This window comes from Pedobacter frigiditerrae (assembly GCF_004331645.1).
GTDB lineage: Bacteria > Bacteroidota > Bacteroidia > Sphingobacteriales > Sphingobacteriaceae > Pedobacter > Pedobacter frigiditerrae.
In genome coordinates, this window is the sequence record NZ_SJSK01000002.1 from 429,429 (window position 1) to 442,367 (window position 12,939).

General features: G+C 34.6%; 8 protein-coding genes. All 8 read right to left on the bottom strand.

What is annotated here, in order from left to right; all coding sequences use genetic code 11:
* Nucleotides 1-34: 34 nt before the first annotated feature.
* Nucleotides 35-4,837: a CHAT domain-containing protein gene (locus EZ428_RS08765; RefSeq protein ID WP_131552772.1), complete on the bottom strand. Its 4,803-nt coding sequence runs from the start codon at nucleotides 4,835-4,837 to the stop codon at nucleotides 35-37.
* A gap of 96 nt (nucleotides 4,838-4,933) precedes the next feature.
* Nucleotides 4,934-6,253 carry a tRNA (N(6)-L-threonylcarbamoyladenosine(37)-C(2))-methylthiotransferase MtaB gene (gene mtaB, locus EZ428_RS08770; RefSeq protein WP_131552773.1) on the bottom strand — a complete coding sequence of 440 codons (1,320 nt, stop codon included), beginning with the start codon at nucleotides 6,251-6,253 and terminating at the stop codon, nucleotides 4,934-4,936.
* A 201-nt stretch (nucleotides 6,254-6,454) separates the two neighbouring features.
* Nucleotides 6,455-7,039 (bottom strand): hypothetical protein, encoded by a 585-nt coding sequence (locus EZ428_RS08775; protein ID WP_131552774.1) that lies wholly within the window; start codon nucleotides 7,037-7,039, stop codon nucleotides 6,455-6,457.
* Nucleotides 7,040-7,133: 94 nt separating this feature from the next.
* A complete protein-coding gene (locus EZ428_RS08780) occupies nucleotides 7,134-7,700 on the bottom strand; it encodes a UbiX family flavin prenyltransferase (protein WP_131553377.1) in 567 nt (188 codons plus the stop codon).
* Between the two features lie 290 nt (nucleotides 7,701-7,990).
* Nucleotides 7,991-9,616 carry an NADP-dependent glyceraldehyde-3-phosphate dehydrogenase gene (locus EZ428_RS08785; protein ID WP_131552775.1) on the bottom strand — a complete coding sequence of 542 codons (1,626 nt, stop codon included), beginning with the start codon at nucleotides 9,614-9,616 and terminating at the stop codon, nucleotides 7,991-7,993.
* A gap of 3 nt (nucleotides 9,617-9,619) precedes the next feature.
* The gene (locus EZ428_RS08790; protein ID WP_131552776.1) at nucleotides 9,620-11,194 is read right to left on the bottom strand and encodes an MFS transporter; all 1,575 of its coding nucleotides are present in this window, start codon (nucleotides 11,192-11,194) and stop codon (nucleotides 9,620-9,622) included.
* Nucleotides 11,195-11,263: 69 nt separating this feature from the next.
* Nucleotides 11,264-11,929, bottom strand: a complete 666-nt coding sequence (locus EZ428_RS08795; protein ID WP_131552777.1) for a bifunctional 4-hydroxy-2-oxoglutarate aldolase/2-dehydro-3-deoxy-phosphogluconate aldolase — start codon at nucleotides 11,927-11,929, stop codon at nucleotides 11,264-11,266.
* Nucleotides 11,922-12,938 carry a sugar kinase gene (locus EZ428_RS08800; RefSeq protein WP_131552778.1) on the bottom strand — a complete coding sequence of 339 codons (1,017 nt, stop codon included), beginning with the start codon at nucleotides 12,936-12,938 and terminating at the stop codon, nucleotides 11,922-11,924. The genes EZ428_RS08795 and EZ428_RS08800 overlap by 8 nt, the downstream gene beginning before the upstream one ends.
* Nucleotide 12,939: the final 1 nt, after the last annotated feature.

Here is a 12,939-nt window from a genome sequence, read left to right on the forward strand (position 1 = left end):
TTCGGACTTCCCGACTAACAACTTTCGGACTTTCTTATCGCCATTCTCCATACAAAATAAATGCCCCCCAATAAAATGGATGCACAAATTTTGGGTTGCGACTTAAGGTTTCCTGTGCTTTTCTCAATGCTAGTGCCTTAGGCATAGAATTCCCCATATTTTCATAAAATGCACTCATTAGCAAACTTGTGGCTTCATCATCTACCGACCAAAGTGAAGCAACTACAGATTTTACACCGCTTACTAAAAGTGAATTTGCTGGAGAAACATACCATCCCTTATTCACCGTTTGCGTTACTGCCGTCTCACAAGCAGATAAGGTTACCAAATCGCAATCTGAAATTTCGAGTCCTTTAATTTCTTGTATGGTTAATTTACCATCATTTGTGCTCGATTTTGCAAATTTTAAAAACGTTTTAGAAAAATCACTATAATCTAAAATACCATGGGTGGCAAAATGGATAATTTTTTTTGAGCCTAAGCTTTCTTGAGCCATGTCTTCTGTTGCAGAATCGCCAATATATACTTTGGCTGTTGTTATAATTTTATTTATTTCCTTAACCTCATTCTCAGCATTGGGTAAGCTATGGTCTGGGTTACCATAAGCAACAAAACTCATTCCTTTAATCGAATCAGGTTTTTTCTTGGTAAAGATGGATAAACTATTCGTGTAAAAAATCGTATAGTCTTCTACTAAATACCTAAAAGTTCCCTTATCATTTTTCTTACCAATTGCTTGAAATGGAATACTGCTCAATTCGCCATTATTAATAATGCAAAGTTGAGTTTTATTAGCTATATCTGCCGTTATTGGGTCGATAAGCGCTTCGTATAAACTAGTTCCTGTTTCTGCAATAGAACGAGATGATTGTGCTGAATTGGTAACCTTAACTCCTCTCAAATTTAATGGAGCCGCATTTTTATCTTTAAATGGTTGTTTTAATGCTACACTAAAATCTTTAACCTGAGCAGAAAAATCTGTCCCATTAATGCTCACAACCTTGGCTTTGGTGCTTTCGTTTGTTAAGGTAAAAATAATAAGCTGATCACCTTGAACAACGTATAACAATACGGCCATTTCTGGTGGAATAGAAGATTTAAATTCTTTAAGTTGCTCTGGGTTAACACTTTTAGTGAAATTATCATTAAAATCTTTATGTACCTTAACCATACTATCTAAAAAATTAAGCAATTGTTTCTGAGCAAATTGCTGAACCTTTTGTAGCGACACGATTTTGTCTTTATTCTGTTCTGCCGCTGGTTTTGCCTTTTCTTTGGCTATGTTCTCTTCTACTGAGGCAACTGTATTTGTTAACTGTGTGTGTTGTTTCAAGGCGGCCGATTTCTCTGTATTGTTACTCATCGCAACAACACCATTCATTTTCTCTTTAATTGCTTGGATATTACTTCTACTTGTGTATTCTAATGCTTCATCAGTTTTACCAACTTTTATAAGCGTAGAAATTAAATTATTATAAAGACTTACTTTTTTCTCATCAGCAGCAAAGATTTTTTTAGCAGCGGCACCACCAAATATATTTTTACCGGTACCTTCTACACTGGTTACTGCTCTTTTAAAATAAACCGTTGCAGAATCAAGTTTATTCTCGTTATAAAACATTAATCCACGACTGTAAAGCGCTTCCCATAAATTTTTAGCTTCTCCCACTCTAACCGAATTCACAATTGCTTCATCAAAGTACTTAGCAGCTTCTACATCTTTCTTTTGAGCCATTGCAACTTTACCTAAGTATAAAGATGATTCTATCAACTGGCTATTTTCTTTTGTTGATTTTGCGTACTGATAAGTATTTTGCAAATTAACAATCGCATTAGCGTAATCCTTTTTATCATGGTATAGCTTACCCAAAACCATTGTAGCACTAGATTTTGAACGTACCGCATTTTTTTCATTGCAAAGCTTTAGCGACAATAATAATATCTTTTCTGCCTCTACATAATTCTTTTGATGATAATATACCTCTCCCAAGTTAGTAGTAACCAACAATGTATTTTCTGTTACCACAGGTTGAGTTTTTATAATGGCATTAGCTTGATTAAAGTAGTTTAAGGCTTGGGGATAATCTGCTTGATAATAGTAAATTGTTCCGATATTGTTCAAAGTTGTAAAGCGACTATCTGGTGATTTTTCTACTTTAAAAAGACTATCAGCTGCCGTATAACTTTTAATGGCATTGATATTATCTGATATCCTATTATAATAATTACCTGCAAGAATGTAGGTATTAGCAATTTGATAGGCGTTGTTTAACTGCTTATAAATTTTAAAACAACTATCAATCAAAACTTTAGACTCAGGAAATTCTCCCTTTAACTGATGTAAATCAGATAAAGCTGCTAGGACATCGGCTTTGCCACCATAATTGTTTGTTGCTTTAGAAATATCCAAAGCTTGCTGCATTACATTTTCAGCATCATTAAACTTACCTAAAGAAACATTGGCGTAACCAATTGACAATAAAATATTTGATTGCTCAGATTTTTCATCAATCTCTTTATAGATAGCTAAAGATTGACCGTATTTAAAAATTGCATCGGTTAAATTAAGTCTGGTATTTGCAGCATCAGCTAGTTTTTTATAAGTTAAAGCTTGCTCCCTTTTTCCATTAATTTCTTTTGATATGGCTAATGCCTGAATGAAATATTTTTCAGCACTATCGTATTTTTTTTCTCTCGTATCTAAATTTCCAAGATTAAGCAAGCAGTATAACATTTGGTCCTTTATACCAATCGTTTTGTACAAATCATAAGATAACATATAATATTTTCGAGATTGTACCATATCATCCATATAGGTTGCATCCGCGATATTATATAACTGCTTGGCCATTTCTTGTTTTAGCCCAAGCGCTTTTAAGCTTTCATAAGCTGCTAAATAATGTACCATTGCTTTTGGAATATTTTTATCCTTAATGTAAATATCTCCAATAGAGCCATCTATTTCTGCCAGTTTATCTTTTAATCCAGCTTTTGTATAGGATATTTTAGCACTATCTAAAGCGGCAATGGCTTTTACCTTATCGCCAATTTCAATAAATAAACTACCTAATTTAGAATAGGAATAACCCATTCCTTCGAAATTACTCCCTTTTTTTCTGTATAATATTGATTGTTTATGAGCGGCAACAGCTTCGTTAAATTTACCTAAGCTCCATTGAGATTGCCCTATTTGCGAGTAACTATAACCCGCTTTATTCCAATCTTCAGTTTTTAACTGAATTGCCAATGCTTCATTCGCAAACTCGATATTCTTATCGTATTTGCCCATTTTGCTAAAAGCATAAGCTTTACTATTTATGGCATATGAGCGTTTTCCAGACTGGTTTAAGTTCTTGTAAACCACAATTAACGAATCATATACAGAAACAGCTTCTTCGTAGTTGTTTTGATTTGTTAAAATGTCTGCCACATTTTCTCTTGCCAATGCGTTTGCTACTTGGCTAGAAAAATCATCAAGTTTCCGATACTCATCTGCAGATTTTCCATAATATATTTTAGCCTCATTTAAATTTCCTTTTCTTTTTAAAGAATAGCCATAATAACCATAATGTTGTGCTAACAAACTTGTATACAAAGTCGACTCAAGTTGTGTTTTATAATCTTTAAAATCATTTTCGAGCCCATTGTAAGTTTTCGTTGCAGCTACAAAATCACTAAGCATCACCTCAATATAAATTCTTTTAAGTTTAAGCTTGATGTAGTACTCCCAATATTTTGATTGCCTGAAAAAATCAATTGCCTTATTGGTATGGACAATCGCTTGTGCATATTGTTGCTTATCTTGAAAAATTTGAGCTTGTATGTAGTGATAAAAACCTAAACCGGAAGTATCCTTTAAAAACGTTCCTGCTTTTAGTGTTTCTTTTAATAGGTTATCTGACTCTAAAATTTTTCCATCATTTGTTTTATCCATTGCAATAACTGCCCAAGATTTAAAATATTCATCTTTAACAATTACACTTCTATTTGCTAGCAGGAATTTTTCATACCTTATTTTATCATTTGTATAATGTTTTAAAGAATCTAACACTTCCTGATTATTTAAAGGCGCATTATTGATTACCCAAGTAGCAAAAACTTCGCCCAACTTCCAACTGGTACCAATGTATTTACCAGGATAAGATTTAACGAATTTCAAAAATCCGATAATATCAGCTTTAGTTGTTTTAGCCATTACATCTAAAACAGTCCTTCCTTTATATCGTCCATCAATCATTTTAACTTTTAGACTCTTGTACTTGTCATCATCCTTAACCATGTCATAAATTGATTTGATATCAATTATGCTTTTGTTTATGATAGAATCTTCCAAAACCTTCGAATCTTTAGTGAGGATTTGTTTTAATGAGTATAATTTGTTTCTAGAATTATCAAGAAATGTGATTTGCATTAATGCTAGATCATAAAATAGACTGTTATAGTTGTTTTGTGGCAGATTTATGTCTAAACTTAAATAATCATTTGCGATTACTCTTTCATCAGTAATATTGGGCTTATACAATGTTGTTTTAGCGATAATGGTATCACCCATCAATTTCACAATTGTACTAAAACCTAGTTCTTTTTGAGAACGATTTGGCTTTTCTGTAGAATAAGTTCCGAAAACTTTACCCTGCTGTCCCACCTTTACGCCTAATTTACCTCCTTCATAAATGAAAAGATAAACACTATCGGCCTTGCCATAATAAACGTAATCTATTTTAAAGTTGAAATTTCTAACAACGGTTTTAGCAACCTGAGCCTTGGTAGAAATAGAAAGAATTATAAGTATTAAACCTAGCAATACTTTTATAGCAGAAAACATGTACTTTTTCATACAGCGAGTTTTGTGAGCATTATACACACAATATTACAATATAAAAGCTACTGCTATATACCCACAACTGGGTATTTTAAAGAAGGAATTTGGCGATTAATGAGCTAATACTTCCTCAGCTTCAGCCACTTCTACTTCGCCATCGGCTAAAAGTTCTATTAACTTCACGTTTTTAAGCTCGTTAACCATTACAGGGTCGTACTTTGCCTTAACTTTTACATAGTTTTTGGTAAAACCATGCATGTATCCATTCTTTTGGTCGTCTTCAAAAAGCACTTGTGCAGTAGAACCGATTTGAGATTGATAGAAAGCTCTTCTTTTTTTATCGGAAAGAATATGTAGCATTTTATTTCTATCGAAACGAGTGCTTCCTGTAACTTTACCCTTCATAGTTGCAGCTTCTGTTTGCTCACGTTCAGAATAGGTAAATACGTGCAAATATGAGATATCCAATTCATTTAAGAATTGATATGTCTCTAGAAAATCATCGTGGGTTTCTCCAGGGAAACCAACAATAACATCAACACCGATGCAGCAATTAGGCATTACTGCTTTAATTTTTGCTACACGTTCTGTATATAACTCACGTTGGTAGCGTCTTTTCATTAAACCCAAAATCTTATTTGAGCCAGATTGCAATGGAATATGAAAATGAGGAACAAAACGTTTTGAGGTGGCTACAAATTCGATAATCTCGTTGCTTAACAAGTTAGGTTCAATTGATGAAATACGAATACGTTCAATTCCATCCACCTCATCTAATGTCTTAACAAGGTCGAAGAATTTATCTTCTCTTTGTCCATCACGGATACCAAAATCGCCTAGGTTTACACCTGTTAGTACAATTTCTTTAACGCCACTTGCTGCAATTTGAGTAGCACGATTAACTACATTCTCAATGGTATCACTCCTACTTCCACCTCTTGCCAAAGGAATAGTGCAATAAGTACAAGGATAATCGCAACCGTCTTGAACTTTTAAGAAGGTACGGGTTCTATCGCCAATTGAATAAGCTGCAATAAAATTATGGTTTACTTTTTCGATATTTTGTTGATGAACAACCGCCTTAGGATTTTTAGTTAAGTCTGAAATAAATTCAACTATCCTGAATTTTTCAGCAGCTCCTAAAACCATATCAACGCCTTCAATTTCGGCTATTTCTGTAGGTTTTAACTGTGCATAACAACCAACAATAGTTACATAAGCATTTGGAGAATACTTTAATGCTTCTTTAACAACTTTGCGGCATTTTTTGTCAGCGTGTTCTGTAACAGAGCAAGTGTTGATTACATAAACATCAGCTGCATCTGTAAATTCAACTACAGCATAACCCGCGTCAGTAAATAAACGACCAATGGTTGATGTTTCTGAGAAGTTTAGCTTACAGCCAAGTGTATAAAATGCAACTTTTTTCATTCGTTAACCATGTTTTCAGCGGTAATGAAGCTATCATAATTTTGTTGACTGTTTGCCTTTGGCCTTTAGAAAAATTATGATCGTTTCATTGAGGTTGCTCCAAAGGAGCCCATATTTTGGGCAAAGATAAGAATTAGATGTGAGTATTGAGATATGAGATTTGAGACGGACAGGAAACCTTACAACGAGCTAACAATAGTATTACTTTTTTAACAAGTACTTATGATAGTAATTATATTTCTTGATATAAGATTCAATCATTTCGTAGCTAAAATTCTTTTCTGCAATAAAATCATTCCAAAGTTCCTTATAATCTCCAATCAAATCATAAAAATTACTTTTTCGCTCTTCTCTAGTACCTAAGATGTTATTTGTTTTTATTTCTAAGAGATCGCCATTGTCTTTGCTTGCATACCAAATAGTTTGACTAGCAGTGCCTGCACCCATATAGCCAGAGGTTCCAGCTATAAAATGCTCATATAACTTTACTTTCCCATTCTCCAAACGCTCCAAAAACAATGGCTTTTTACGTGTTGGAATAGTTTTTAAAACATAAGAAGAACTATCCTTACTTTTGTAATAAGCAGATAAATCATCATAATTCACATCTTCGAATTGTGATTTTCCATTAGCTCTAAATTTAAGCCCTGTAGATATTAGTTGTTTTTTGAATTGCCCTTTTGTAGTATCTCCAGCATTATTTACGATGTAATCTTTCTGGGCAAACACAAAAAAACTAGAAAAAATTAAGCTGAGAAATAATGAATTTATAATGATACGTTGCATCTTGATTAAATTTCCTAAAAATAAATTAAAACCTTGTCATTTCTAATCTAACAAGCAGTTATTAGGCTAATAAATTCAGATTCAAACATTTAATTTATTCTTCATTCCATCTATAGCTTTCAGAATCTAACCCTGCTAAATCTATTACCCGATTAACCACCGTTTGCGCCACTTCTTCTATTGTTTTTGGTAAGCTATAAAATGACGGGTTGGCTGGACAAATAATTCCTCCAGCTTCTGTTACGGCTTTCAAATTATTAATATGGATTAAGCTAAAAGGCGTATCGCGAACAACTGCAATTAGTTTTCTGCGTTCTTTTAAAATTACATCTGCAGCACGAGAAATTAAATCGTTAGATATGCCGTGGGCAATACGGCCTAACGTTCCCATAGAGCAAGGAATAATAATCATTGTATCATATTTGGCAGAGCCTGATGCAAATGGCGCATTAAAATCCATTTTATGATAAAAAGTAAATGGGTAATTATCATAATCTTCATTTCCCAATTCAAAACGCCACACTTCCTTTGCATTATCAGACATTACTACTCCAACTGTCTCTATTTGCGAAGAGAGTTTCAACAAATTATCTAATAAAAGCTTGGCATAAACAGAACCGCTAGCACCAGTAATGGCAACAATGATTTTTTTCTTTTTTATCATATCTAAGCAAATATACGAAGTGGTATTGATTTTGGACGTTATAGATGAGCCTAATCAATATAGATTCCTCATACCTCTGAATGACATTTTTTTTGTAAAAACAAAAAAGGGCCTGAAACAAGTTTCAGACCCTACATCTACCTATGAAAAACATACCCCCGAAAGGGTAAGCTCAAATGTAACTAATTTTATAAATAAAAGAAAGTTTAAACACTCTTTTTTTTATTATAGTGTAAATGTGACACAAGTCCTCTTTTTTTATTGCTAAAAAACAGGTCTCATTACATTTAAAACAAGTATTTCGTACTTAAAAAGTTTGAACTATTGCTGTCAATAATCTCATTTAACAAGTGCTTATTGTTTTCGTTTAGTTTCGTTGCCACTAGTGACCTGATGGAGAACGAACGCAAAGCATCAACAACCGAAAGCGTACCTTCGGCACTATCTTTTCTACCTGTAAAAGGAAAAACGTCTGGCCCGCGTTGACATTGACAGTTAATGTTTACCCTACTTACTTGATTAACCAAAGGGTCAATCAAAGCGGCTACCTCTTGCTCATCATTACTAAAAATACTTACTTGCTGACCGTGAGTAGAATCGATTAAATATTGAATTGTTTCTTCTAAATCATCAAAAGGTACAACTGGCACAACTGGACCAAATTGCTCTTCTGTATATAATTTCATTTGAGCATTAACAGGATAAACTACAGCTGGATAAACAAATGATTCATTTGTTGCTCCACCATTTTCATTCATCACTTTTGCCCCTTTTGAAATTGCATCATCTATTACTTCTTTCAAGTAAGCAGGTTTGTGAGGTTCTGGAAGTGGTGTTAAAGAAACGCCATCAACCCAAGGCATACCAAATTTTAATTTGTTAACTGACTCTGAAAGTTGTTTCAAAAACTCATCAGCCAAGCTACGATGAACAAAAATAATTTTCAAAGCCGTACATCTTTGTCCGTTAAATGAAAGAGAGCCAAGTACCGTTTCTTGAACAGCTAACCTCAAATCTGCCTTTGCAGTAATAATGGCTGCATTTTTTGCATCTAAACCTAAAATAGCACGTAAACGATTCACTTTTGGGTGCATCTTTTTCAATTCGTTAGCTACCTTACTAGAACCAATCAAAGTTAAAACATTGATTTTTCCTGATTCCATTAAGCCGGGAATGATTTTATTTCCACGGCCATAAATCGTGTTAACCACACCTTTAGGGAAACAGTTTTTAAATGCTTCTAATAATGGATAAAACAATAATGTTCCATGTTTAGGTGGTTTAAATAAAATGGTATTGCCCATGATTAACGCCGGAATTAACGTTGTAAAAGTCTCATTTAATGGATAGTTAAATGGTCCCATACATAACACTACACCTAAAGGTGAACGGCGAATTTGAGCTACAATACCTTGTTCCATGGTGAAACCAGAAGATTGTCGATCTAAATCTTTTAACGCATCAATTGTAGCTTGAATGTATTCAATTGTACGGTCAAACTCTTTGGTAGAATCGGCAAATGTTTTACCGATTTCCCACATGATTAACTTCACCACTTCTTGTTTCTTTTCAATAATAGCGTGAGTAAAGCGCTCCACACATTCTATTCTTTGTGCAACCCCCATTGTTGGCCATTCGCCCCTACCATTATTATAGGCGGCTACCGCTGCATCAAGTGAAGCTGTTGCTTCTGCTGCATCACAAAGTGGATAAGTTCCAATAACCTTTCGCTCTAAACCTTTTTCAGTTTTGATACAAATCGGTGATAATACCGTGTGAACATCACCACTCCAAGGCAGCATTTCTCCATTGGATAAATATTCGCGTTGGTTAACTTCTGCTGCCAATTTAAAGGCAGTAGGAATCTGCTCTTCTGTTAAAAAGAGTGAATCCAATTCTTCTTGAAAGCTCATAATTTATAGATCAGTAATCTTTTTATATTTTGGAACTAATAACTTCATGACAGACCAAGCAATTAAATAAGCGACTGCACAAAATGCGAACATAATGGTGTAAGCAACAGTCATATTTGATTGAACTAGGGGTTTTTGAATTTCTAGCAATTGGGTAAATAGATTTGCGTCTACAGCTTTTAATTTATCAGCAACTTCAACTGGCAACTTACTCAATGCCATGATATTCAAGTTCACTTTGTCGCCATATTTACTAGCCAAATCCATCGAAGTAATTTGCGTGATAAAACCACTATTACCAAGTTCGTTGAATTTTGTAAACGACTCTGATATTCCCTTATTTGCATAATTATCAAAGATCCAGCCGCCAACTTTAGTTACTAACACACCGCCTAAACCACCTGCCATACCACCAATACCTACAACAGAACCAATTGCTCTTTTAGGGAACATATCTGAAACCGTGGTAAAAATATTTGCAGACCAAGCTTGGTGAGCGGAAGCGCCAATACCAATTAAAACCACTGGTACCCAGAACGAATAATGTCCGAAAGGTTGTGCTAACAAAACCACCAAAGGGAAAAGCGCAATTAAAAACATGGCTTTCATTCTGCCATCATAAACTGCATAACCTTTGTCTGCAAAGTATTTAGGCAACCAACCTCCACCAATACTACCAATCATTGTCATACTGTAAAGCACAGATAATGGGAGCATGATATCAGATCCTGTCATACCGTATTGATCTTTCAGATAACCTGGCAACCAAAATAAGAAAAACCACCACACACCATCAGTCATAAATTTACCGAAAGTAAATGCCCAAGTCTGTCTGTAACCTAATAATTTAAACCATGATACCTTATCAACATTGGCTTTATCGGCTATTTCATCTTCATCACTATTGATATAAGCTAATTCTGCGGCTTTTAATCTTTTTTGTTTTTCTGGAGATTCGTAAAAAACTAACCAAAAGAAAAGCCATAAGAAACCGATAGCACCTACCAATTCAAATGCTCTTTCCCATCCCCAATGCTCAGCAATCCAAGGAACAGTAATTGGTGCTAAAATTGCGCCTACGTTAGCGCCTGAGTTAAAAATACCTGTTGCAAATGAGCGTTCTTTTTTCGGATGATATTCTGCTGTAGCTTTAATTGCAGCGGGAAAATTCCCTGACTCTCCAATTGCCAAGACGGCTCGAGAAAACATAAAACCGAGAATAGATACTGGTAATGCAGCTATACCAAAGGTAGTTAAGATAGAAGCAACACCCGTACCAATTGAAATTGAATATGCGTGAATAATTGCTCCAATTGACCAAATGATAATTGCAATACCATAACCCCATTTTGTTCCCAATTTATCTACAAACCTACCTGCAAATAACATTGCAATTGCATAGGTAAATTGAAATACAGCAGCAATATCTGCATAATCACTGTTAGACCAACCGAATTGTTCTTCTAATGTTGGCTTCAGTAAACTTAGCACCTGTCTATCAAGGTAGTTAACTGTTGTTGCAAAAAACAAAAGGGCGCAAATGGTCCACCTGTAATTGCCGATTTTAGTTTGGTTCATAATTTTTGGTTTAACCCCTACATTCTTTGAAGAAACGTTGGAGGATTTAATATTTGGTTAAATTTGTGTTTAAGGTTTTACTTTATTGATGATTTCAAATGCTTTTGTGGTTAACGCGTGCAATTCATCATAAGCTTTATTTTCTAATATTTTTTTACTTACTAATTTACTTCCCATTCCAACCGCACAAACTCCAGCTTTAAACCAGTTATCAATATTTGTTTCATCAATTTCTACTCCGCCAGTTGGCACAAATAGTTGCCCTTGGAAAAGTTCTTTAATTGACGATAAATACTCCGGCCCTAAAATGTTAGCAGGAAACAACTTGATAATTCCAGCTCCAAACTGATGAGCTACATTAATCTCCGTAGGTGTCATACATCCAGGAATCCATAATAAACCTGCATCGTGAGTTAATTTACCAACTTCTAAGTCAACCACTGGGCAAACAATAAAATCTGCCCCAGCTGCTAAAAACTCCTTAACTTCTGTTGTGTTTTTAATTGTACCAATCCCTAAAAACAAGTCTTGCATTTCAGTTTTCAAGGCTTCCTTTAGAAACTTAAAATTTTCTAATGCAGCCTTACCTCTATTTGTATATTCAAAAACACGAACGCCACCTTTGTATAAAGCACGAACAATCTCTAAACTTACTTGTGCATCTTCATAATAAAAAAGAGGCAACATCCCTTGAGTTCTGATTGCCGCTATCGTAGTTTCTTTATTCTTAGTCATTTTCTGCTAGTGTTTTTTTAACGTCTGCAACTCTTGCTGTTGTCGCATCGCTAGGTATATATAATTTATTGTAAGCTGCAGCAGTAGCAAAGTTTAGTGTATCTAATGGATTATTACCCTGATAAAAACCATAAATTAAACCAGCCATGAAACAGTCGCCGCTACCCACTTTATCTAATATCTTTTCTGAAAGGTATTCTTTCGAAACTAGTAGTTCATTAGCTGTATAAAGTGCGGTATAATATCTAATTCCTTGTTTGTAATCGAAACGGAAAGTATTTGCCACCCATTTACATTTAGGATATTGTTTGATGATCTCTTCTGAAGTATTTTTTGCTTGCTCAAGATAAGTATTTTTATCATCAGCTTCTACAATACCTGCTGGTACAGTTATGTTTAACATCTTTTCTGCAGCCCAAATATTGCCCATGATTAAATCGCAATATCGAGCTAATTGAGGCACAATTTCTGAAGGTTGCTTTCCATATTGCCATAATTTAGCACGGAAATTTAAGTCGATAGAAATTGTAATTCCCTTTGCACTTGCTGTTTTTACCGCTTCTAAGCAAACATCGGCTGCTGCCTGATTTAATGCCGGACAAATGGCACTAAAATGAAACCACGTTACGCCATCCAATACTTTATCCCAGTCGATTGTTCCTGTTTGCAACATCGCGAAGGCAGAATTTGCCCTATCGTAAATTACACCTGCATTTTTTAAGTCTTTTCCTTTAGGCAAATAATATAAGCCTATTCTATCGCCTCCGTGATGAATTTTAGAAGTATCAATATGGAGAGCATCCATGTAACCGATGATTTGCTCAGACATAAAATTCTCAGGCAAAGCTGTAAAATAAGCTGAAGGAATATCCCATAATGCCAATGCCGTTGCAACATTTAATTCTGCACCACCAACATAAAAAGGCAATTTATTTTCCGCTAACCATTCTCCATCTCCATCCGGACAAATACGCAATAAAAGCTCCCCAAAACTTAAAACCTTACCCATA

Coding starts and splice junctions, on each gene's coding strand:
- EZ428_RS08785 (WP_131552775.1), bottom strand. CDS start 9,616: ATGAGCTTTCAAGAAGAATTGGATTCACTCTTTTTAACAGAAGAGCAG.
- mtaB (WP_131552773.1), bottom strand. CDS start 6,253: ATGAAAAAAGTTGCATTTTATACACTTGGCTGTAAGCTAAACTTCTCA.
- EZ428_RS08790 (WP_131552776.1), bottom strand. CDS start 11,194: ATGAACCAAACTAAAATCGGCAATTACAGGTGGACCATTTGCGCCCTT.
- EZ428_RS08775 (WP_131552774.1), bottom strand. CDS start 7,039: ATGCAACGTATCATTATAAATTCATTATTTCTCAGCTTAATTTTTTCT.
- EZ428_RS08765 (WP_131552772.1), bottom strand. CDS start 4,837: ATGAAAAAGTACATGTTTTCTGCTATAAAAGTATTGCTAGGTTTAATA.
- EZ428_RS08800 (WP_131552778.1), bottom strand. CDS start 12,938: ATGGGTAAGGTTTTAAGTTTTGGGGAGCTTTTATTGCGTATTTGTCCG.
- EZ428_RS08795 (WP_131552777.1), bottom strand. CDS start 11,929: ATGACTAAGAATAAAGAAACTACGATAGCGGCAATCAGAACTCAAGGG.